Origin of the sequence: Halomarina salina (assembly GCF_023074835.1) — an archaeon.
GTDB lineage: Archaea > Halobacteriota > Halobacteria > Halobacteriales > Haloarculaceae > Halomarina > Halomarina salina.
The window spans coordinates 49,501-72,712 of sequence record NZ_JALLGW010000004.1 but is presented as its reverse complement, the minus strand read 5'-3'; the positions used below and the strand labels follow the sequence as shown (position 1 = coordinate 72,712).

Sequence of the window (23,212 nt, the reverse complement as noted above, 5' to 3'; positions counted from 1 at the left end):
ATGGAGGTCTTCATCCCCATCTGCTTGAGGGTTTATCTCGTCTATTTTCAACAAGCGCGGTAGAGTAGTATACCAGAGTCACAGCGAACAGATTCGGTCGGTCCATCTGTCCATGGGTATCGACCCGTTTTCGGACATGCAGATGCTTGCGCCGACAATCGAAGAGATAGTAGAACTATGAATACAGTTCGAACGTATCGAGGTCCTCGTAGAACATTAGCTTGCGCTTGATCTTCTCGTAGGCGACGGTGTCCTTCTCGACGAGTTCGTGAAGCTTGGATCGGGCGACAGAATCGACTGTATCCTCTGGGACAACCGCAGAGGCAAACCCCATTGCGAGCGCTCGTTCTGGTGCCAGGGGATCGCCCGATAGGTAGAGCTCTCTGGTTGCTCGCCTCCCGATTTCATGAGCAGTCATCTCTACTGCGAACTCGGAGTATATGCCGTGCTCAATCTCGGCTTTCGAAATCGTCGTTTCCTCACCGACGACCGCGATATCGGATGCGAGAGCAAATTGGAACGCGGCACCAACAATAGCCCCTTTGCAGGCCATCACAGTCGGTCGTGGATATCGATGGAGTCGTTGGTAAATCTCGTGAATCATCTGCGAGTGTGCCGATGAATCGACATCGTCGTTTGCGACAATACTCGTATCCGCTCCTGCACACGTCGTCGCTCCGTTTCCTCTGAGTAGTAGTCCCTTCTCGGGAGCACTATTGAGATCACCCAACAGTTCGTGCAAGCTGCTCGCAAGCTCCGTATCGAGTGCGTTGAGTTTCTTGGGTCGGTCCAGTGAGGCGACAATGGTAGCGTCTGTCTCGTCGATTTCCAGCGAGGGATAGCTATTGGAAACCATCTCTGAAAGAGTTCCGGTCAAATCGTCATAAGTGTTCGTCCAAGTGCCCTGTTCGTAGATAAAGCACTGCGTTGCCGTGCTCACTGGCTGAACCGGAGAGTTTTCTACCTCAGCGAACTGGCCGACCTTGGTAGATGTGTGCTTTACCTTACCGACCCGTGAACTCCGGCTCCTCGTCCGTTCCGAACGCTGCAAACCCTCTTTCGTAGTCAGTTGTCCGCGTCGCGGATGAAATCGCCTCGGTCTCCGCTGCGAGTTGGTCAGCGAACGCTCGATCGAAGCTCTCGTGCACGAGGCGCTTCGTCTTCCCAATCGCATGTGTCGGTCCTTCTGCAAGTTTCGCCGCAATTTCCTCTGTTCGCTGATTGAGGTCCTCACTTTCGACGACTTCAGTGGCGAGGCCAAGCTCAACGGCACGCTCGGGGTAAATCGGCTCGTCCATCAATATAATCTCCATTGCCTGACGTAGTCCGACAATACGAGGAAGCATGAACGTCGACCCCCCGTCGCCAGTTAGCCCGATTCGAGGGTAAGCGAACTCCAGCCGAGCGTCCTCACTCATCACAACGATGTCCGGGAAGAGAGCGAGACTGAAACCGGCCCCCGCAGCAGTTCCGTTGATAGCACCGACGATTGGCAGCTCGGCTTGATGTAAGTGGATTAAGGCCCGATGGAGTTCGGACGCTTCGGCACGCAGTGCCGCAGCGTCGCTTTCGTCGCCTGTGAACTGCGATAGATCCGCTCCCGGGCAGTATACCTCGTCCGAGCCAGTGAGTGTGAGACAGCGTGTTTCGTCGTCTTCAGCGAGCATCGTTGCGACGTCGGCCAATTCGCTCGCCATTTCCGTGTTCAATGCGTTGAATTGACTCTGGCTCTCCATCGTAACGTGAACAACACTCCCGTCGCGACGAACCACCAGATTATCATACTCTGTCGACTCCATATGCGGTGTCTGACAGCGGTACCATTAATAACCACGCACCGGTGAAATAGTAGTCCATTTGTTTAATATCTTGAACTCGACCGTCCGGTCCATTGTTGGGTTAGGTAACGGAGAATATGACCGGTCAAAGACGATGGGTGCGACCAAGCGGCAAAGCAATAGATAGTGACTCTATCACCGATCCTTGTATAGTTACTATGATTGAATAATTATCAATCAGATACATTCTCTGTGGTTGGTGCTACATGCGCTGACGAGGTTCGGTCAGGACTGCTCTGCTGTGAGTCGCACGTATTCCTGGATACCGCTTTCGAGTCCAACTTCGGGTGTGAAGCCGAGAACCTCCCGCATTTTTGTGTCGTCGAGTTTCGGGTGGGTCCCATACGGGTAGTGATCTTCGTCTGGCTCAGACACGACGGTAATATCCGCATCAGGTACGTTCTCAGCCACCAGTCCGGCAACCGCTCGAACCGACATAAAGCGGTCACGAACGTTGAACATATCAAACCCTTGCTGGCTAACGTCTAACGCCTGAATGATACTCGCTGCGGCATCTTTGACGTAGAGCCAGTTCATTTTCAACTCAGCTCCAGTCACTGTGACCGGTTTCCCTGTTGCGGGGTTCTCAAAGAGGTCCTGTAGATGGACGACTGGAGTTCCACCAGCACGGCCCGGTCCGACAATCGCACCGAAACGTAGTCCGAACACGTTCATGTCGTTTTCTGCTGCGTAGTGTCGTCCCATATCCTCTTTCAGCACTTTCGTCGATCCATAGAGGTTGTTCGGCCATCGAGGGGATTTCTCGTCGACCTCTCTCTCCTCATCGTATTCGACGTATCCATACGCCGCAAGTGAACTTGCGAACACTACCCGATTAACGTCGTGAATGCTAGCGAGTTCGAGTACGTTTGCTGAACCGACGGCGTTGATAGACATCGCAAGGGGTGGTTGGTCGCTACACGTACCGGTGAGTGCTGACGCAAGATGGGCGATTGACGTCACGTCGTGTTCGACGAACACTCTCGCTAACTGCTCAACCTGCCGAATATCTCCCCGGACAAGAGTAACGTCGTCTTCGATTCCTGTGATTCTGTCACGTACTGGAGCATAATCGAACAGAACGACGTCTTCCCCTCGTGAGACGAGTCGGTGAGCGACTCTCGCTCCGAGGAACCCGGTCCCTCCTGTAATAAGATATGCCATGAAACTACCATCGTTGCTCTACAGAAAAACCCTCGGTCGAACCTCAAAGCGGTTAGTTCGGGTGCAATCGATTAACCAATTGGTGAAGGGTAGCCGTTTTCTATTCAATTTTTATGCCATCATGATGCCGCAATAACACTCTAGGAAGGCCATCGCGAAATACGTCTCAACAGAATCTCACCTAATTAGATTGAGTGACAGTCTGTGGGGTAACAAGGCTCTGCTTCAACTGTTCAGCTCGCCATCAATGAATTGCTGACGTAGTTTGTACTTTTCAACCTTGTTCGTCTCGGTCGTTGGAAGATCAGCGACGACTTCGATGTACTGGGGGTGCATGAATTCCGGAAGCTTGGGTTCGATATGCTCATAGAGGTCAGCGTCTGTCACCGCAGCGCCATCGACGTGCTGAACGATTGCGGCGATGTCGTCCTCTCCACCTTCATCCGCCGGGACAGGGAACACGGCTGTTTCGGTGACGGCTGGATGGTCGTTAATCGAGTTCTGAATTTGCATCGAGGAAACATTCTCTCCTCGACGCCGAATTACATCACCAATCCGATCAACGAAGTAGAAGTTGTGGTCCTCGTCTCTAAACACCGCATCTCCAGTGTGCCACCAGAGATTACTCCACGCCTTGACCGTCTTATCGGGTGCTCGATAGTACTCCGACATGATGACTCCTGGACGCTGTGGCCGGACAGCGAACTCTCCTACCTCACCGGGAGGCAACTCCTCGTCGTTCTCATCGAGTACTGTCGCCTTGATGAGGGGCATCGATGTACCTATGAATCGCTCTCCAGGTGCTTCTTCGTAAACAGGCACATCGAGTGCCTTGGCTACCCTAACAGCCTCGTCTGGATTCATCCCTCTTCGAACTTCGTCTGGTGTTTGACGGTCCGCGTTGTCCGGACTGATGACCCCCGTCACTGGATTTCCGCACTCGGTCTGTCCGTACTGCCCGGTGAGTAGGTCGAATCCAAATCGCTCACACATCTCAACGTGGTTCTCCGGCAGTGGCGCCATCTGTACCTTGTTGAGAGAATTTCGATGGTCATCTGGTTCCTCGGGCTGACTCATCAGCCACGATTGCATCACTGAGATGAGTGTTGTCGTCGTCGCTTCGTACCGTTCGATTCGCTCCCAGAACTCTGAGGTACTGAACTGGTCCCACAGAACAACTGAGGTTCCGGCGATGAGTGCAGGTGCAAGACCATTGTACGTTGCTGAGACGTGGTACAACGGCAGCGAGTAATGAATTGTATCGCCTCGATCGATGGTCGCTGAGCGGAACAATGAGTAGTTACCGAAGATCCACCGATATGGGAGGACACAACCCTTCGGTTGACCGGTTGTCCCGGAGGTGTACATGATACTCGCAGGGTCACTCCAATCGATCGTGACCTCCGTTTCACCCGTATTACCGTCTTTTGCAGCGGAGAACGTCGAGCATTCGAAATGGTCATCGACCGGGACCCCACCGTCATCGGTCTTATAGACGACAAGATGGTCAACCGTGTTCAATTCGTCGGCGACCATGTTGATTCGCTCGATGTACTGGTCTTCGACTAACAGTACGCTCGGCGCTGAGTCGTTGATTTGGTAGGTGAGGATATCTCCCTTGTAGTCGAAGTTGATAGGGCTGTAGACGGCTCCGATTTTGTTGATACCGTAGATGGCAAACGCCGTCTGTAGCGGGTTGCGAAACATGACAGAAACATTGTCACCTTTCTCGACTCCAATCTGAGCGAGGGTGTTGCCGATTGCATTCGATACTGCGTCGAGTTCAGCATAGGACACCTGCCGGTCGTCATGCCCGTAGATAAGATAGGGGTCATCGCCGAATACGTCCGCTCTGTGTTCGAGCGCGCTCTTGAACGTATGGTTCTCAATTGGTCGATCATCAAACGCTGGTTGTACCTCTGAAGGGAGGCCCATGAACAGAAAGAGTCACCCGTTGGTCTGTTAAGTGTTCCGGGGAGTACTACCCTGGAAGCGACCCATCGCGGCCTCTCGATGGGGTTGGCTGGTACGTACGTCGAAGATCAATTGATCGTAGCGTCGCGGCGATCTATCGCGACTGGGCGGTCCGTCCACCGTCGACGAGCAGGATTTGACCAGACACATACGCGCCTTCCTCGGACGCTAAGAAGACGGCAGGCCCTTGCATGTCTTGGGGTGTCGCGAGTCGCCCGAGTGGAATCTTCGAGGCAATCTCGGCTTCCCACTCGGGGTCCTTCTCACGGACTGCTTCGTTGATTGGGGTCTTCGCAGTGCCGGGAGCAATGGCGTTGACATTCACCCCATCTTCTCCATAATCCGCTGCTAGCTGCCGGGTCAGGCTCGAGACGCCCCCTTTGGCCGCCGAGTACGCACTGAGATTAGCTACCCCTCCTTCCGCTGCAGCCGACGAGATGTTGATTATCGATCCTCCGGACTCACGGAGTGCTGGCATCGCTGCCCGTGTAACTCGCATTACCCCTTTGAGGTCCACGTCCAATACTAGCTCCATCTCCTCATCAGTTGTATTCTCGATATTGTTCCGGACGACAATCCCCGCGTTGTTCACAACAATGTCGATTTGACCCCATTCATCAAGGACACGATCAACGGCGCTTTGCACGTCGTTGGAATCCATCACGTCACATTCCACAGTGAGTGTCTCGCCATCGAGTTGCGCATTTACCGACTCGAAGTCGTCCGTTTCGACGTCGAAAATTGCTACGCGCGCGCCCTCGTCGACATACGCCTCAGCGATACCGAATCCAATTCCACTACAAGCACCAGTGATTATCGCAGTTTTCCCGGCTAGTCGGCCCATCATGTACGAAACAGGTATGCCCGTTCGGTCCACAAATAGCTGCCGCTGACCCTACTATACTTGAGGAATACCGAACGTCTGTAGAGGTGTTGTACGGTCTTTTCATGCATTACGTCGTACTCACCTGCCCGAACCGGAGGTCTCACTAATCGGCTTCCATTTGGTTCATTCAGCAACCACCGCTTGAACGGGTCACTGCTGTAGTTTTCTTTGATCGAACCACGGAATAGGTTGGACGCACATCGGTTTGCGCTCCATCCTGCGGCCTTGATTTGTCCCGTGCGATGTGTCTCGATCAGTCTTCGAAGTATCGCTCACGCAGTTTGTACTTCTCGAGTTTATTCGTCTCGGTCGTTGGAAGCTTCTCTTCGATTCGAATATGCTGTGGTCGCATGAACTTCGGTAGTAGGTCCTCAAGATACGAGCGAACGTCGGCTTCTGACAGTGACTGCTCTGTCTTCGGCTGAACGATTGTCGCGACTTCATCTTCACCCCCCTCAGATGCTGGAATGGGAAATACAGCTGCTTCCGCGACACCGTCATGGCTGGTGACGGTATTCTGGATTTGCATCGATGAAATGTTCTCGCCCCGGCGTCGGATAACATCTCCAATCCGGTCTACAAAGTAGAAGTGCCCAGATTCGTCCTGATAGGCTGCATCACCGGTGTGCCACCAGAGGTTGCTCCACGCCTCGACTGTCTTCTCCGGCGCCCCGAAGTACTCCTTGAGAATGATTTCGGACTGCTGGGGTCTGATTGCGAGTTGGCCTACCTCGCCGGGGGGGAGCCGTTCGTCGTCGTCGTCAAGAATCGCGACCTCCGCCCATGGCATCGGATTGCCCATGAACCGATCTTCTGGCACTTCCTCGACTACGGCGACGCCCAATTTCTCCGAGTTGCGGATGATCTCTTCCGGGTCTTGGCCATGACGTAAACCATCTGGCGTAGCGTTGTTCCCTCGTGCAGCATGGATAAGCCCGCCTAATGGGCGACCACTTTCTGTCTGACCGAAACCGCAGGTAATGAACTCGAACCCGAAACGTTCCGCGATCTCAACATGGTTCTCCGGCAGTGGTGACATCTGTACTTTATTGAGTGGGTTGCGATGATCATCCGGTTGTGCGGGCTGATTCATCAGCCACGACTGCATCACCGAGATAAGCGTTGTATTCGTTGCCTGGTACTGCTCAACACGGTCCCAGAAGCTCGAGGTACTGAACCTATCCCACAGCGATATTCGGGCACCCGTCATCAACGCCGTCGTTGTGTCCCAGTACGGCCCGACGACGTGATACATTGGTACGACCGAATGAATCGTATCCTCCTCGTTCATAACCGCCCGTCTTGCTTTCGTGTAGTAGATTGGCCAGCGATGGGACAGCAAACACCCCTTCGGCTTGCCCGTCGTCCCCGAAGTGTAGATAATGCTTGCTGGATCCATCCAGCTAACATCGACTGAGGGCCGTTCTGGGCTTCCCTCCCTGAGCTGAGCGAATGTGGACTGAGTGAAGGCTGCATCGAGCGGTTCACTTTCTGCATCTGTCTGTAAGAGGACGACCTTTGGATACGTCTTGAGATCCTCCGTTATCGCGTTCAGTCGATCGGTGTACTGATCCTCGAGCAACAAAATCTCCGAGTCCAGATCATTGAGCTGGTATGTCAACGTCTTGCCCTTATACTCGAAGTTTATCGGCGCGTAGATGCCACCGGCTTTCTTGATGCCGAACATGGCAAACAGCGTCCGTAGTGGATCACGGAAGAGGAGGGATACTCGCTCGCCTTTTCTGAGGCCGAGATTACGGAGCGAATTCGCGATTCGGTTGGCGATTTCGTTGAGTTCTGCGAACGAGACCTTCCGATCCTCTGGACCGTAGATAAGGAATGTCTCCTCACCGTATTGGTCGGCTTGTGTCTCGAGGACGCTAACCTTCGTCTCCTGTTCTTGAGGCAACCCGTCAAACGAACGTATCTGTGTCATGGTGGTTTAGTCGGTGATTGGAGGTTCGTGCTCTACTTCGAGGGGTATTACTCGCCTCGGAGATCTGCTTCGTTCCGGTTCCAGAACGTCTTGGCGTCCCGCCGGTTGATGGTATGCTTAGCTGATGCTACGAGCTCAGCGTCATATTCTCGCGTCTGATCGAGATAGCGTCGCGTTGTTTCAACGACATCGGCAGCGCGTACAACGCAGTTTACGAGTCCGATTTCTCGCGCCCGCTCCGGCGTAATCGGCTCTCCCGTCAGCACTATCTCTTTGGCTAGTCGGTCACCAACTGTGTCTGCCAAAATCACCATAGTGGGCCGAGAGAGAAGTCCCAGTTTGATTTCTGGGAACATGAGCGTCGTATCGTCAGCTAGTACGACGAAATCCGAGTTCGCTGCCAACACCATCCCTGCGCCAACCACAGCTCCTTTCCCAGCGAACCCGACTGGTCCACCGTATAGTCGGAGGAGGTCAAACACCTCGTGGATTGTGTGGCGAAACTCGACGTTTTCGGCTTCGAAATCCGGATTTGAAACGATTGCCGTATCGACGCCTGAACAGGTTGCCTCCCCATTGCCCCGGAGTAACAGGGGTTTTGGGGGGTGCTCGTGCAACCTCTTGAGCAATGACTCCAACGCAGTTGCGAGTTCGGTGTCAATTGCATTGAGCACTTCCGGCCTATTGAGGCTCACCGTCACAATATCTCCCACGTCTACCTCCAAATGGGGGGTCTCTACGGCTGGCACGGCCAGAGGGAACTAGCCAACGAAAATAGTAGTTCCGGTCGACCCAATCAGATACTCGAAAATAGACGTTTGAGTCGCAATAGATCCTGTTTTCACGCTCCAATAATCAGCGGACAGGAGGCTTCCATTTGGTCGACCGAGCAGAGGCCGAGAGTAGTACCGATAGACGGAGTTGCGCCAATGGAGGCTTTTGCCATCAGATCATGTATCTACAATTCGCCCGCATCGTATAGCGAACCGACCGAAGGTGAAAAATTCCGACTCAGCCGGAAATCGTGGGGACCAGTATTCTATTGTTTCTTCTAGCCGATATCTTCGAACTAGCGGGTGATTCACCTGTTACCGATGATCATCACTGACTTCGAGTCGAGTGTCACCATCCCAGACATAGAACCCTTCACCTGACTTCTGGCCAGTCTTTCCTGATTGAACCTTCCGACGAAGGATTTGGGGCGGACAGAACCGTTCTCCGTGCTGCTCGCGGAGATATTCGAGAATATCCAATCTGACATCAAGACCGGCGAGATCGCTCTGTTCGAGTGGGCCAATTGAGTAGTTGTATCCCTTCGTCATGACGTTATCAATGGCTGCTGGCGAGGCGACGCCCTGTGCGACCATTCGCATCGCCTCAACGCCGAGAGCAACGCCGAGTCGGGATGAAGCAAATCCAGGGTAGTCATTCACAACTTCGTAATCAAATTCAAGGTCGTCTTCTACGAGACGCCGGACGAACGCGAGCGTTTTGTCGCTAGTACGGGCCGCCAGTGGTATTTCGAGAAAGTCAATCAGGTGTACGGGGTTCCAGAAGTGAAGACCAATCGCTTGGTCAGGTCGCTTCAGATCTTCGGTGAGTTGAGTGATTGATATTGACGAGGTATTAGAGGCAATTATCGCATCGGTAGGCGCATCACGTTCGGCACGAGCGAGGACCTCTCGTTTGAGCTCGACTTCTTCGGGAACTGCTTCGATGACGAATGAGGCCTCATCTACTGCGTCGGTAAGATCAGTTGTCGTCGTGAGGTTATCTAAGGTCGCTGCTTTGGCCGCATTCGAAACCTTTCCTACCTCGATTCCGCGATCAAGGTTTGTCTCGATACGGTCGCGGCCTGCTGCTACAATATCCTCGTCGATATCGTATAATCTGACTGAGTGACCGCTCATCGCGAACACCTGTGCGATACCATGACCCATTGTCCCGGCTCCAAGTACTGCAATCTGCATGCACAGTCGTGGCTACCATCTCAGATAAATACGAGGAATAGTGTCCATTCGTTTCATCAGAGGTTCACTGACACAGACGGACGCCAATTAGTCCTCTCTCGTTTCCTCGATGTCTTCCATCGTTTCGATGTCGAACCGATCGTCTCGGTGGTTAAGCCATGCTCGAAGCCCTTCTTCTTCCCATTTCTCACCCGCTTCGTCATGCCAGTCTGTCCACTCGTCGCTCTGGTGAGTGAGCTGATGAGCTAGGAAATGAGAGTACATTGCCTCTCGCCGACCGACCTGGTTTTCGGCGTGATTAATGGTCTTCTTGCTGAGTTGGAGCGCGAAAGGTGGCTGCCGGGCGAGTTTTGTCGCCAACACCATCGTCTCTTCATCAAGGTCCTCTTCAGGTACTGCCTTGTTCACAAGACCAAGTCGTTCAGCTTCCGGCCCGGAAATCGGGTCTCCAGTCCAGATGAACTCCTTGGCCTTCCGAAAGCCCATCTCCCACGGCTCAAGCAGGAGTTCGGTCGCTGCGGAGGCCATCCGATTGACGGGCTGTTGGAACGTAGCATCAGCTGAGGCGACTGCAAGATCACACACAGACATCAGCATCAGTCCTGCTGCGCCACAATATCCGTGAATTTGTGTGATTGTGGGGACACGAAGATCTCGAATGTCCATGCTGCGTTCCCAATAATACTCCTGTTCATAACTGAGCCGCTTCTCGGCAGACCAGCCTCGTCGACTATCTTGGAAACCGTCCTCGCCCCCACCGAGATCGTGACCCGAGGAGAATGACGGTCCGTTTCCGTCGATAATGATGACTCGGGTTTCTTCTTCATCCTCGGCTTCTTTTAGCGCTTCGTCAAGTTCATCGATAAGCTGTGGCGATATTGCGTTGTGCGTATCCGGTCGGTCGAGTGTTATTCGAACGATGCCCTCTTCGTGATTGGTTCGTTCTAACGTCTGCCACGTCATACTGTCTACCCTGTTTGGTGGGATTGTTAAGCGTTTGCATCAGCCGAAACAGAACTCCGATAGCGCCGTACGTGAAATGGCCAATTTTAGCACTCTCATGGCTTTTACCCTTATTCCAATCCTCCCGTGTTGAGATAGCGGTGGGGGGCCTCATCTACAGATGGGGTGTCCAAATGGTCGAAGTTACAGCTGATCAACCGATTTGACCTGGTGAAGCGGGGCAGTTGGGGGGTCCCAACAGATGGTCGACGTTGATAGAACAAAGACGGGGGAAGAATGCGCTCGCTGGCTTGGCTATCAGTTATCGTCGAATGATGACCTTCTCACCTTCAGTAACTACCTCGTATGTAGGGATGTTGTAGTCCAGTAGCGGACTGTGGCCGTCTGTCAGTGAAAATTCCAATCGATGCCACGGGCAATTGATTGTACAGCTGTCAGCGTTTATCGCTCCCCGCGTATCTGTCGCTGGATCCGGTCCCTCGATGAATCTGGGTTGTCCAGCTTCGGCGAGTGGGAGATTCTTGTGTGGACAGTTATTGTGAATAGCGAACAACTCACCGCCAACGTTGAATACGGCGACGTCAACCCCTCCTGCATCAACCGCAACTCCTTCCCCTTCGGGGAAATCGTCGACGTACCCGACATGGTATTTAGACATCAATACCAAAGAGTTCGCTGGCCGTCTCACTCAGCAGCTGCCGCTGCAGTTTCTGATCAATAGCCGGATTGTCACGGACCCAATCCACCGTATCAAGCGTGTGGTGCGGGAAGTCTGTGGCGAACAAGATGGTGTCTTCGGCATGGCACATCTCTAGAAACGCCTTTGCATGCTTCGGTCCGCCGGGAAGTGCAATAGGTTGGGTATTGTAGTAGAAATTGTCAAAGACGTATTCACTTGGCATCCGGTCCAGATACTCTTGGTCCATCTCCATAAGGCGTGGTGTCAGCTGCAGATCGCCGGGATAGTTCTGGTACATCTCGTCACATCGCAATGCCATGAATGGTATCCAGCTGATTCCGGCTTCCTGAATGACAACTTGGAGGTCAGGGTACTTATCGAGCATCCCAGAGAAGATAATGTTCCCTTGATTCAACATCGCACTATGCGACCAATCGAGGGCAAACGCCTCGACGTATGAGTGCTTCGAGGCGCCGTGGACGTCGAATTGCTTATCGAACCCTGCACCGTGAATCAGCCAGGGGAGGTCGAGCGAGCAGAGCTGCTCAACGACGGGATCAAACTCTGTCCCACCGATGAGTTTATTTGGGCCATACCAGGCTTGTGCGGCGACGACTCCCCGTTCTGTGCCAACGCGATCGAGTTCTTCGACAGCGGCGTTCGTATCCCACTGTGGGGCAATAATTGCTCCGTGGATACCCTCTGAAACGTCGATAACCTTGTCTAGGAGATAGTCGTTGTAAGCACGTGCAAGCTCGGTTTTCACTTCCGGATAACGACCCGTAGCAAGATTGACTAGCCCCGGGATGACGACTATCGAATCGAGGCCCATCCTCTCCATGACCGTTACCATCTCTTCTGTATTCATCGGTTGACCGTGAGTAATGGTCGAACTCTCGGTCTCATGAGAGTAGTTCGATACCCAACCCCCGAGATCGGCTTTCGGCATCCCCCACTCCATCTTCTCAGCGACTGCTTTGTTTTCGATGTAGGGTAAGAGCGGCTCAGGTGAGTGGATTTCGAGGTGAAAGTCCGTATCAATTACTGTCTCAGTGTTGAAACCCTCTTCTACATGCTGACCAGTCGTTCTGCCAGACATGTGACAAAGTCTAACGTGCCTTCTAATAATTGTTCGGCTGATGGCGTAATGGTCCTATGAGCATCCAGATACTACTGGCGCTGCTCCTTCACGTATTGTCGGCCTGGGGCTCCACGAGGATGACCAGCCTTGTCTGATCAGTTCGGCTGAAAGTATCGATAGAGTGTTGGAAGGACGGTCAATGACGTTGAATGCCCTCTCCTCCGGAGCGCATTGACCATCTGGTCGATGAGCCCTCTAGCTATTCAGAACGTACGGGGCTCGAGGTCTCATGGCTGGGTATCGTTAATTGACAGCGCTTGATTGTACTGCGAGATGCTCCCATACTGCTTGGGGGCTCTTGATATCAGTGAATTGCGGTGAAATTATTCGGTTCCCTATCATTTTTTGCGTATTCACTCCTTCTGGTGTCCCGATAGGACGTGCGTCTCAGAGACTCGCTATTCGGGAGTGAAGCCACTGTCATCAGCGAGCGGAATTTTCAGTTGCTGTTGCTCGCGAATATTTTCCCAGCTATTGGAACAGCGCTGCTCTCACCAGTTCTCGATACACTAATCGAACCGCTCGGGGCCTCGCCTGCCACGATTGGACTCATGGTTTCATTCTTCACAGCTCCCGCAATTTTCGTTATCCCCCTCGCTGGCGTACTTGCGGACCGATACGGTCGTCGGCTCGTTCTCGCTGCTTCTCTCACATTATTCGGCTTCGCAGGTAGTGCGATTGCCCTCACGACCAACTTCGCTCTCGTGTTAGGGCTCCGAATGATTCAGGGAGTTGCGTTTGCAGGACTAACGCCAATTCTCGTTACGAGTGTGGGTGACCTCTACGCGGGAACAAGAGAGGCAACAGCACAGGGACTTCGGTTCTCGGGGAGTGGACTAGCTCAGATGGTGTTCCCGTTGCTCGCGGGGGTACTCGTCGCAATCAGGTGGCGATATCCATTTTTCTTGTTTGCGCTGGCGATTCCGACCGCTGTTATCTTCTTCCGATGGTATGACGAACCAGCCACCGATAGTACGACGGGTACTACTGGCCAATCGATTCAGAGCTCTGACGGCCTATCGTACCGAAAGGCCCTATTCGACCTTGTTCGCCATCGGCGTGTTCTCGCACTCACCACTGCCCGAGCACTTGGTCCCATCGTGTGGATCAGCTTCCTCACCTATAATTCAGTGATTGTGATTCGAGTAATCAATGGCACACCTAGTGAAGCGGGAGTACTCGTCGCCATTGGGAGCCTGGTTTTCGCAGCATCAGCCAGCCAATCTGGACGAGTAACGGAAATATTTGGCTCTCGCTACGTGCCATTGCTCATCAGTAATACCGCCCAGGCGGTCGGATTCGGAGTCGTATTGCTCGCTCCGGGCATCCCGATAGCGGCCGCTGGCATCGTGATCGTTGGTGTCGGGTTCGGAATCGAGATCTCGCTCTACCGAAGCATCATTACCGGAATCGCTCCGACCGCATTGCGAGCTGGATTCGTGAGTGTGGCCGAAGCAGCTAGTCGTGTCGTCATCACGCTTACTCCCATCGTCATCGGCTGGGCAATAGCAGTCACACGACCAGTAGTGGGCCTTTCTCAGGCTGTTCAGCTATCGATTCTTAGCATAATACTTTTCGGTAGCGCTGGACGAATCGGTCTGTTAATCATCGCTCGTGTGTCCCCACAACCACCTACTGAACGGATGTCACCCGTCGATGGCTGAAAAAACCGACTCGTCTCAACTGACTTCGATATTATTACTCCTACGCATTTTTACGTGATGCGTTGTGGATGGTGGCTTATTTAGTCGGGTTCGAGGACAATCTCACTCATGCTTGAATCGAAGCAGCAGAATTCTACCATATCGTATAGATGGTGCCATCCGATATGGTTACGACACTATCAGATCGATAGTAACGAGCTTGTTGGAGCTCCCAGAGATGTAGAGCGTTTTCATGGGTCACCAACGCAATAAGAGAGTGAGAACGAAATTCGCCTCAGTTAAGACGGAAGCCCTGCAGGATGTACGATTGCAGGAAGTAGACGAACAGGAAGGATGGGATAACCATGAGCGTCGTCGCCGCCATGACTTGCCCCCAGAGAACCTGATACCCCTGTACGAATGATTGCACACCAACAGTGAGCGGCCAGAGCGCTTGGTCACTTAACAGGACGGTTGGCATCGTGTACTCATTCCACGCGACAGCATACGCGAAGATGGAAACGGCGATGATACCCGGTTGAGCGATCGGCAGTGCAATGTCCTTGAACGCCTGGAATCGGGTCGCACCGTTCATTCGCGCTGATTCCTCCAGCGACTCTGGGACGGTCTGGAAGAACTTCCACATCAGCCAGAGACCAAACGGGAGTGCCAGGGCAGTCTCAGCGAGGATGACTCCAATGTACGTGTTGACCCATCCGAGGTACCGCCAGAGGACAAACATAGGAATCGACAGCATGATCGCCGGGAACATGTACCCCATGAGGATGCCTCGGGCGAACATTCGTTTGTACGGGATATCGATTCGAGTAAGCCCGTAACCCCCGAGGGTTGCGGTCACTGTGGTGAGGCCGACGACACCAACCGTGTAGATGATGCTGTTCAGATAATACTGGAGGAACTGCGGATCACTTAGAATCGCTTCGTAGGCTTCGAGAGTAAACGACAACGGGAAGAGATTTTGATGGTCGTTGAATAGTAAGTCGGATGGCTTGATCGAGGTAACGACCATCCAGTACAGCGGGAAAAGGATAACGAGCAAAGCGACTGCCAGAAACCCGTACAGTGACAGCCGTCGCAACTGGTTTCGTCGGTCGTATGAGAGACGGTTCCAGAGTGGTACTGACCCGCTGTACTGCTGTGATGTGGTTGTAGTGGTCTTCTGACTCATTCGACACGCACCTCTTCAGACGGATTCAGGAAGTGGAAGTACAATATCGCGACTACGAGTAGGACGGCGAACATGATTGTCGAAACTGTCGTCGCTTGAGACAGCTCTGAGGACTGGAACGCCAAATTGTAGCCGTAAATCGGCAGCGTCTTGCTGGCTTCCGCGGGCCCACCACGTGTGAGGATCCAGATGATATCGAATTTATTGAACATCCAGATACCTCTGAGCAGAAGCACGATGAAAATGACTCCCTTAAGATTGGGGAGTGTCACGTCTCGAAACCGCTGATAGCGGTTCGCGCCCGCCATTGTCGCGGCCTCGTAGTATTCGTCCGGAATACCCTGTAGTCTCGCGAGGGTCATTAGGGTGACAAATATCGAAAATTTCCAGCTGTTGGCGACAATCAATGCTGGCATCACGAGTTCAGCGTTCCCAAACCAAGCAATGGGACTGTTAATCAGGCCAACGTCAACTAGGATTTGGTTCAGAATCCCATACTGTGAATTACCGAGCCACATCGCGATGTACGCGACGACTGCTGTCGGGATTAGATATGGTAACATGACAATCGCTCTTATTGCGCCTGCAAATCGGAACGATCGGTTGACCAGTAGTGCGAGACCGACACCGAACACCAGCTGTACCACAACCGATCCCAGTGCGAAGTAAACGGCTCGGATGAACGACTGTTGGAAGATTTCGCGCGAGAGAACCAGCGAATAGTTGCTGAGTCCAACCCAAGTCCAGTCCCACGTCGTATACAGGGGTACCTCGAAGAACGTCGTCACAATTCCCCAAGCCATGGGGATTAGTGAGATGAAGGTGAAGAGGGCTAGTACTGGAACCGTGGTCAACAGGATCATCACACGACGACGTGAAAGGAATTCGTAGACCTCGTCTCGCCGTCGATACGTGCCGCCCAGCTCTTGCGTGGGTTCTGTATTGCTCATTTATTAAACATTAGTTATGATTTTGGAGACTCGAGTATTACGACTTCGCCTGTTCGAGCGCGTTTACTGCGGTCTGATGAACGTTTTCTACAGCCGTTGCCGGGTCGACATCATTAAGCAGGACTTCCTGGACTGGGCGCGTGATAATATCGCTTCCAAACATCAGGGTACCAGCATATGGATTACCACCTTCGACTGCGATTGCTGGATTCATCCCTCGTTCAACAGTAAGGTCGAAGAACTGTTGTATCACATCCATACTGTGCCCAGAGCTCTCTTCAACGAACTGCTGCAACGCCTGCTGGTATGCATCGCCGTTGCGAACTTTCGGGAACGCAGGGATGTTGTGGATTGGTACCGACATCATGAAATCCGTCCAGTATTCCGGTTGGTAAGCGAAACGCATCCACTCTCTTGCTGCGTCGGTCGCATCAGCACCTTTCCCCTGCACCCACCCGACCGACTGGCCGTGTGTTAGAGCCTCGTCGCTCTGCTTCGGGAAGTACGGACGAACGTTCTTTGCAAACGATTTGTTTTGTCGACCAGCGATAAGTTTCGGCCTGAAGCCAACATACCACCCGGCTGCGCTCTGGCCAGAGGGGATAGCGTTCGAGAGTGACCCACAGGAAGCGTCCGCAGCTTTTGGCGAGTATTTGTGAAGTCGCTTGAGGTGGTTCAATGTCTCAATCCAGAGTTGCTTGTTCTCTCCACCATCGTCAATAGCAATCTGAATCTCGTCGTCTTTCCGGTGGTACATCCGAGCCCCGTTCTCTCTGAGCCGAGAATGTATCTGAATCTGATTACAGACGTCGTTGCCTGCGCCGACGTAGTACCCATTGAGACCGTTCGTTCCATCTACCCGCTTTGCTTCTGCTACCTCCTCTTCCCACGTTGATGGGTTGGCCTCATAAACGTCGTCCCGACGCCAATCGATTCCACGCTCGAGGTACATCGGGACCATGTAGTCTTGATCGTTCGCCGTAAGTCGAATGGGCTCTCCCACCTCCCCCCATGACTCAGATACCGCATCGAGTGTATCACCGATAGGCTGCAAGACGTCCTGATTCAGAAACTTCACTGCTTCCAGTTGCGTTGAATGGATGACTTCCGGAGGGTTACCGGCACTAATGAGCTGGGCGACACGTTCGCCCGTTCCTGCTCCTGCCTCCGTGTAGTCCATGTTGACCTTGGCTCCGGTCGCTTTCTGGAACTCGTTGGCAATCTTGTCATACGCTTCAGTCATTCCCTGACCTGGAGATTCAGCCACCACGTGTACAGTTTTCCCACTGAAGTCCCCCCATTCACCTGTAGAAGTGGTCGCACCACCGCCCCCACCACCTGAATCCGTGTTGTTAGAACTGCCGCCATTGTTTCCACCACCGAGACAGCCACTCAACCCGATAATGCCGGCGGCCCCTGCACCTGCGAGAAACCGGCGCCGATTCATTCTCTTCGTGGCAAACGTTCTGTCCGCTCCATTGCCATGCTTTGGCATGGCCCAATGGGGACTTTGCCCAGTATTAAAGCCTTCCATCATGTAAATCTCTGAAGCAGTATTTGATTCCAAATACGGAATTTTATGTGATTAAAACAAAAATATGAGCCAGAATTTTGAGCATTAGGGTTATGTAATGGCCTATTCAAGCCGGTTTTCTTTGGGGTGATGGGAGCTGCAGATTCGGCCCGCAGCTTGCTACTCAATTTTTCTACCATCAACCGAATGGTCAACCCAATCTCGCAGCATCAATGCGGTTTCATGCATTTAATTCACCAGTCACCTTGGTCAGTACTGATGACGCTGACAGTTCCAAGGGGAAGGATGCCAATTCTACCGATTAGGAACTAACGAGAGTTATAGCCATTGAGCTAGTCGCATTGGATGGGCGGTCAACGAGTGGCTACAATGACCGACCGATCTCTACTAATGAGGAGGCCTGCTTCCAATTGGTCGCTTGGTGGTCAGTTCGCTAGCCGATTCACTGTCACTGCCACAGATTGATCCGTACATAAATAGGCGTTAACCAAAAAGATGTTTAGTATAAAAAAGCCGGGCGAGTATTAGTTCTAGAGATGCTCTACTCAGACATGTCCACCCAGAAAGCCCGATGGGGACGAAACTTCTATAGGTGAGTGGGAAGTTAACGCGGAGTATGTCAGTCCAGGTCGAGACTTTACGAAAAGAGTTCGATGTGCCGGAAGGGGTCGAGGTTGCTGTCAATGACGTCTCCTTTGAAATCGGGGGCGATGAGTTCTTTACCCTTGTTGGGCCATCTGGGTGTGGAAAAACGACGACTCTCCGGTGTATTGGAGGGCTCGAAACTCCAACGTCTGGATCGGTGAAGTTCGACGGACAGAACGTAACCGATGTCCCACCAGAGAAGCGTGAAGTGGGGATGATGTTCCAGAACATCGCCCTGTACCCACATATGACCGTGGAGGAGAACATTGCATACCCCCTCAAAATTCGACACGTCGGAGACGACGAAAAACACCAACGTGCGAAAGAGGCTGCGGAGGTGATGGAGGTTGGAGAGCTGCTTCAAAAGTATCCTGGTGAGCTGAGCGGGGGACAGCGTCAACGGGTAGCACTAGCGCGAACAATCGTTATGGACCCGACCGTATTCTTGATGGACGAACCCCTCAGTGACCTCGACGCCAAACTGAAGGTCCGAATTCGGAAAGAGGTTCAGCGAATCCATAAACGCCTCCGTGTACCTTTCGTCTATGTCACACACGATCAGGAGGAGGCAATGAGCATGAGCGACAAGATTGCCGTGATGAACAATGGGGACATCGAGCAGGTGGGCACACCAAAGGATTTGTATAACTCTCCCACAAATGAATTTGTAGCCTCTTTTATAGGTAATCCAACTATAAATTTGGTTGATGGAGAGACCAACTATGACGACAATAATGCCAATGTGACTGCAGCCGGGATGGAATTTTCGTTCGACGAGTCTACCTTTCACCACACCTCCAGTGGATCTGCTATCCGACTCGGTTTCCGCCCTGAACACGTTTCGCTTGAGCGTGAGCAGCAGACGAACGCAATTGAAGGGACGATCTCGATTCTCGAACCATTAGGTAATACAGACCTCGCTACGGTGGACAGTGATGTGGGAGAACTCCGAGCTGTTATTCCGGCGGAAGGTGAAGGGGGCTTCGTGTTTGACGAGGGAGACACAGTGTGGGTCACCCCGAATCCTGATCGGTTGTATCTATTTGACGCTGATACTGGAGAGCTATTGACTCGCGGCGCTATCTCCTGAGGGTCAAGTATTTTGAGACCCCGACAATAGTATGGCTGGCTGTAACGAACAAGCCTGGGAATACGAATATACGTACTATTACGCTGACTCTCGGTTGAATTGGCATTCTCCGTTCAGCTGGTCATTGAGATATGAGAGCGATCGCAACGGGGGAAGACACCACGGTTGATTGCGATTAATGGATCATCTTTCGACTCTGCAGTCTCTAATAGCGCCAGTCCACATGGCCCACAGTAGTAGTGAACAGCTCCCACGTGGCTTCCATAGTTCAGGCAACAGGGTATATCGGGTGGTGTGAACTGCGGCTACACAGCGTTTGCTATGACTTCCCTCACTCAATAGAAGATCTTCGTCCTCTGCTGACGGCAACTCAAATGTGGACATGGACGATCTACCAGGCACTGAAGCGTTGAATATGGGGGCATCGGCATAGGTGAATGACGAAGTATCACCACACCGTCCAAGACTCTGTGAATCAATAAATCACTGATCTACATCTTGCTCTGCGAGCTCGCGGATTCTCTCTTTTGTTTCTTCTTGATAGTCGCCGAACGCCACCTCAAACACACCTCGATAGAAGTGCTTGTTCTTCTCTAGCGTGACACCCTCGCGTTTCAGTTGCTTTTTCAGCCGGGTAAACGTAATCTCGATCTCCTCACTCTGCTCCGGTTCGACGTATATGGTGGCTGAATCCCAGTCTTGCCGGATGTTCAGCGGTTCGTCACCCGTCGCATCAGCCTCGCTGGCCGACGAATTGGCATCGGCTGTGGAATTGGCTTCGTGTTGATTCGAATGTCGGTCAGAGGCAGCTTCAGACTCCACTGGCATCTCCGGGTCTTCTTCGGTGGCAGCGTCCTCGTTGCTCGCTCCATCTGAGGGGTCCTCGAATCGCTCGTCCATTCCCCGAGGCATGCTCAGGCCTCCACCTGCGTTTTATCGAACGCTCGCTCCATCGTGTCCGCAATCTCCAAGAACAGGTCACGCTCTACGTGTTGGTCATTCGCGTCCTCCCATTCGAAGATGTCTCGTCCGTTATCCCACGCACGCTGAATCGCCACCCGCATTGGGAGTTTGAAGATGGGTGCCATCGCCGCGAACGACTCGTCGAACGCTTCGAGGAACTTCCGAGACTGGCCGTCCTCGCGATACATGTTTGCCAGCAGTCCGACGATCGCGATCTCGATTTGCTGGTTGTCTTCGATAGATTCCAGCTGGTCCCAGAGATCATCGAGCGCGTCTCGTGACGTCGCCTGTGTTTGGGCGGCAAGAAACACGTTCTGGGCGGCGATGAACGCCGCGTCCGTTAGTACAGAGAGGTCCGGCGGGCAGTCGATGACAATGTAGTCATAGTCATACCCGTCTTCGACCAGCCCATCAAGAGCAGTTTGGAGGGCGAGTCGAGCACTCGCATCGTCCATCCAATCACGCGCGAGACCCATATCCTTGTGACTCGGAACAAGATCATAGTTCAGGTGCTCGTACTCACTGGCCTCGATGACGATTTCGGAAAGGTTGGTGTCATGTGTGCGCGGGTTATCGACGAGGACGTCGAGTAAGTTCGCGTCGTCAGTGACGAGCCTGTTTGGCAGGTCATTTTTCGGGTTCGAGGGGTCAGTATCATCGCCCGGTCCCAAACCAAGGCCTTTGGTCAGGTCGGCCTGGGGGTCCATGTCGATCGCCAAAACATCGTGGCCCCGGACGGCGAGCGCCGCGGCGCTGTTGATCGTCGCTGTCGTCTTGCCGGTTCCACCCTTCTGATTTCCGAACGCAATCGTCGGGATGCCCGTCGACGGAACGACACCCCACCCATGGGGAGCTTCACTCATACCAGAGTCATTGAATCAATGAATCTTAAATCCGCGTCAGACAACTCGTCCTGAAAGCACTGCTTGTTGCTCTCCCGAGCACTGGTTTCATGCAGGATATCTGGACATAATGGACTTCATTCACTGAATCCATGAGTCAATGATTCGGTGATTCTATGATTCAATGTGCCCCCATGCTACGCTAGGGGCCACAGATGGTACCGGAGTCTGCTTGCAGCCGAGTATCATTGAGTTAGTGATTCACTGAATCAATGATTATCTACAGCATCATGGAGTTTCGGAATCCATGATTCAATAAATCATAAACTCATAGACTCAATGAATCCAGGAGTTGACTGACGATCAGGGAATCTATACATCCATGACTCAATGATTCAGTGACTCGATAGTTCAGTGACTCCGTTGAGTCAGCGAATCAATGATTCTAAGAGATAGTGAATCAGTGAGCAAGTGCTCTCAGAGCAATGACCAGCTAGTCAGCACATTAGTCCGTGTCAAATGCAGCAGCCAGCTGGTCGCGCATGAACTCGCGACGAAGGTGACGGGAGCGTGAATCGGAGAGATAGTTCTGCATGACGACCTCCGGGTCGCTGCTCCCCTGTTCGGCCGCGATCTCCTCTACCCCGTCGAGCACTCCTTCGAGAACGGCGGTGTACGTCTCATACCAGAAGCGACGACACAGTTGCGGACTTGGGCGCTCACCCTCAATCCGGTCGGGTAGCCCCGCCCGCACAGCAAGTCGCTGGAAACGATTTCGGACCGTATCCCGCGTGATGTGTGGTGAGTGCCCCTGCGGCGACGGGAAGAGGTACCCCGTCCAAGTCTCGTCGGCAGTGAGTTCATCAAGCCGAACGTCAAACACGTCGAGTCCGTACAGGACAGAGACCTCTCCAGGGCCGTTTTTCCGCGACTCGAAGGTAATATAGGGGACCTCGCTATCGTTCTCTGGTTGCTGGAACTGCGAACCGTGCAGCGCGGCGACCTCGTTTGCTCGGAGTCCCCAGCCAGCGAGTGCAACCACCAGGAGTCGTTCTGCTGTAGTCGTCGTCGCCTGCATCAGCTGGCGAACCTGATCGGCCGAGAGCGCGGGCGTTGACGACCCTTGGGACTCCCACTTGAACTCGTCATAGAGCCCGCTCGCGGGGTTGAGCGCGGCGAGACGGCGGCCGACCAGGTGTTGATACCATGCGTCAACGACTCGCCGAACCCGTTGGAGGGTCCGTGCGCTATACGTTCGGGGAGCTTCCTCATTTAGCCAGTCGAACGCCGCATAGCAGGCATCGACAGCCTCGTACGCCGGTGCGGACCCGTCGCGCTGGACGGGCGTTAGCAGGTCGCCCGTCTCGTTCGCTTCGTGGTATGCCCGCACGTAGAGGTTCAGACGTGTCCTGACCGTGTCGACGGACGATGTCGCAAGCCCATACCGTGCCCGGCGACGGTCCAAGAAGCGTTCCAGTGCGTCGATAGTAGGCTCGTCCGTCGTCGCCCACTCATAGCCCGTCTCAGCCTGATCGACGAGGTGTTCGGTCCAGAACGTTCCGAACGATAGGTCGTGATGTCGCCGCAGGGCAGCGAGAAATGACCGTGCATCGTGGTCTCGGAACCACTGGTAGGGAGGCCGCTCAGATTCGGGGTCAGTTCCCTCCGCTGCAAGCTGTGGAGCAACCCGTTTCCAGTACAGGTTGACGAAGTCTTCGAGGTCGCACGTTGTCCAGCGGACGTCGTCAAACGAGAGCGTAGTTGTCGAGTCGGTCCCGCTCTCGCCATCAGAACGGCTCATGCGG

Annotated in this window: 19 protein-coding genes; 2 read left to right on the top strand and 17 right to left on the bottom strand. The window is 53.3% G+C overall.

What is annotated here, in order from left to right; genetic code table 11:
* Positions 1–175: 175 nt before the first annotated feature.
* The 11 genes from MX571_RS20675 to MX571_RS20630 all read right to left on the bottom strand — a co-directional run bounded on the left by MX571_RS20675 (position 176) and on the right by MX571_RS20630 (position 12,509).
* Entirely contained in the window at positions 176–856 is a 681-nt protein-coding gene (locus MX571_RS20675; RefSeq protein ID WP_247421054.1) for an enoyl-CoA hydratase/isomerase family protein, read from the bottom strand.
* A gap of 148 nt (positions 857–1,004) precedes the next feature.
* Positions 1,005–1,799 (bottom strand): enoyl-CoA hydratase/isomerase family protein, encoded by a 795-nt coding sequence (locus MX571_RS20670; protein WP_247421051.1) that lies wholly within the window; start codon positions 1,797–1,799, stop codon positions 1,005–1,007.
* Between the two features lie 264 nt (positions 1,800–2,063).
* Positions 2,064–3,002, bottom strand: a complete 939-nt coding sequence (locus MX571_RS20665) for an NAD-dependent epimerase/dehydratase family protein (protein ID WP_247421048.1) — start codon at positions 3,000–3,002, stop codon at positions 2,064–2,066.
* A 225-nt stretch (positions 3,003–3,227) separates the two neighbouring features.
* On the bottom strand, positions 3,228–4,937 hold the full coding sequence (locus tag MX571_RS20660; RefSeq protein WP_247421045.1) for an AMP-binding protein: 1,710 nt from the start codon (positions 4,935–4,937) through the stop codon (positions 3,228–3,230).
* A 133-nt stretch (positions 4,938–5,070) separates the two neighbouring features.
* On the bottom strand, positions 5,071–5,823 hold the full coding sequence (locus tag MX571_RS20655) for an SDR family NAD(P)-dependent oxidoreductase (RefSeq protein WP_247421042.1): 753 nt from the start codon (positions 5,821–5,823) through the stop codon (positions 5,071–5,073).
* A 292-nt stretch (positions 5,824–6,115) separates the two neighbouring features.
* Complete coding sequence (locus MX571_RS20650) at positions 6,116–7,798, bottom strand: AMP-binding protein (protein ID WP_247421040.1); 1,683 nt, start codon at positions 7,796–7,798, stop codon at positions 6,116–6,118.
* Positions 7,799–7,845: 47 nt separating this feature from the next.
* On the bottom strand, positions 7,846–8,547 hold the full coding sequence (locus MX571_RS20645) for an enoyl-CoA hydratase/isomerase family protein (RefSeq protein WP_247421037.1): 702 nt from the start codon (positions 8,545–8,547) through the stop codon (positions 7,846–7,848).
* Positions 8,548–8,886: 339 nt separating this feature from the next.
* The gene (locus MX571_RS20640) at positions 8,887–9,768 is read right to left on the bottom strand and encodes a 3-hydroxyacyl-CoA dehydrogenase family protein (protein ID WP_247421034.1); all 882 of its coding nucleotides are present in this window, start codon (positions 9,766–9,768) and stop codon (positions 8,887–8,889) included.
* A gap of 87 nt (positions 9,769–9,855) precedes the next feature.
* On the bottom strand, positions 9,856–10,731 hold the full coding sequence (locus tag MX571_RS20635; RefSeq protein ID WP_247421031.1) for an enoyl-CoA hydratase-related protein: 876 nt from the start codon (positions 10,729–10,731) through the stop codon (positions 9,856–9,858).
* Positions 10,732–11,032: 301 nt separating this feature from the next.
* Positions 11,033–11,389, bottom strand: coding sequence for a Rieske (2Fe-2S) protein (locus MX571_RS22845; protein WP_368409087.1), 357 nt, complete (start codon positions 11,387–11,389; stop codon positions 11,033–11,035).
* Positions 11,382–12,509 carry an amidohydrolase family protein gene (locus tag MX571_RS20630; RefSeq protein ID WP_247421027.1) on the bottom strand — a complete coding sequence of 376 codons (1,128 nt, stop codon included), beginning with the start codon at positions 12,507–12,509 and terminating at the stop codon, positions 11,382–11,384. Before MX571_RS20630 ends, MX571_RS22845 begins: the two co-directional genes overlap by 8 nt.
* A 422-nt stretch (positions 12,510–12,931) precedes the next feature.
* Between MX571_RS20630 and MX571_RS22840 the strand changes: the two genes are divergently transcribed.
* Complete coding sequence (locus tag MX571_RS22840) at positions 12,932–14,215, top strand: MFS transporter (protein WP_368409086.1); 1,284 nt, start codon at positions 12,932–12,934, stop codon at positions 14,213–14,215.
* 274 nt (positions 14,216–14,489) lie between these two features.
* On the opposite strand, the gene MX571_RS20625 is transcribed toward MX571_RS22840, so the two are convergent.
* From MX571_RS20625 to MX571_RS20615, 3 genes are read right to left on the bottom strand one after another with little or no spacing between them, the layout of a single operon-like run.
* On the bottom strand, positions 14,490–15,383 hold the full coding sequence (locus MX571_RS20625; RefSeq protein ID WP_247421025.1) for a carbohydrate ABC transporter permease: 894 nt from the start codon (positions 15,381–15,383) through the stop codon (positions 14,490–14,492).
* The gene (locus tag MX571_RS20620) at positions 15,380–16,333 is read right to left on the bottom strand and encodes a carbohydrate ABC transporter permease (RefSeq protein WP_247421023.1); all 954 of its coding nucleotides are present in this window, start codon (positions 16,331–16,333) and stop codon (positions 15,380–15,382) included. Before MX571_RS20620 ends, MX571_RS20625 begins: the two co-directional genes overlap by 4 nt.
* Before the next feature lie 37 nt (positions 16,334–16,370).
* Positions 16,371–17,828, bottom strand: coding sequence for an ABC transporter substrate-binding protein (locus MX571_RS20615; protein ID WP_247421020.1), 1,458 nt, complete (start codon positions 17,826–17,828; stop codon positions 16,371–16,373).
* Positions 17,829–18,483: 655 nt separating this feature from the next.
* On the opposite strand from MX571_RS20615, the gene MX571_RS20610 reads away from it, so the two are divergent.
* Positions 18,484–19,602 (top strand): ABC transporter ATP-binding protein, encoded by a 1,119-nt coding sequence (locus tag MX571_RS20610; protein WP_247421018.1) that lies wholly within the window; start codon positions 18,484–18,486, stop codon positions 19,600–19,602.
* 483 nt (positions 19,603–20,085) lie between these two features.
* On the opposite strand, the gene MX571_RS20605 is transcribed toward MX571_RS20610, so the two are convergent.
* The 3 genes from MX571_RS20605 to MX571_RS20595 all read right to left on the bottom strand — a co-directional run bounded on the left by MX571_RS20605 (position 20,086) and on the right by MX571_RS20595 (position 23,208).
* A complete protein-coding gene (locus MX571_RS20605; RefSeq protein WP_247421014.1) occupies positions 20,086–20,502 on the bottom strand; it encodes a DUF8160 family protein in 417 nt (138 codons plus the stop codon).
* Positions 20,503–20,516: 14 nt separating this feature from the next.
* Positions 20,517–21,428, bottom strand: coding sequence for a ParA family protein (locus MX571_RS20600; RefSeq protein ID WP_247421011.1), 912 nt, complete (start codon positions 21,426–21,428; stop codon positions 20,517–20,519).
* Positions 21,429–21,912: 484 nt separating this feature from the next.
* A complete protein-coding gene (locus tag MX571_RS20595; RefSeq protein WP_247421007.1) occupies positions 21,913–23,208 on the bottom strand; it encodes a tyrosine-type recombinase/integrase in 1,296 nt (431 codons plus the stop codon).
* Positions 23,209–23,212 lie beyond the last annotated feature (4 nt).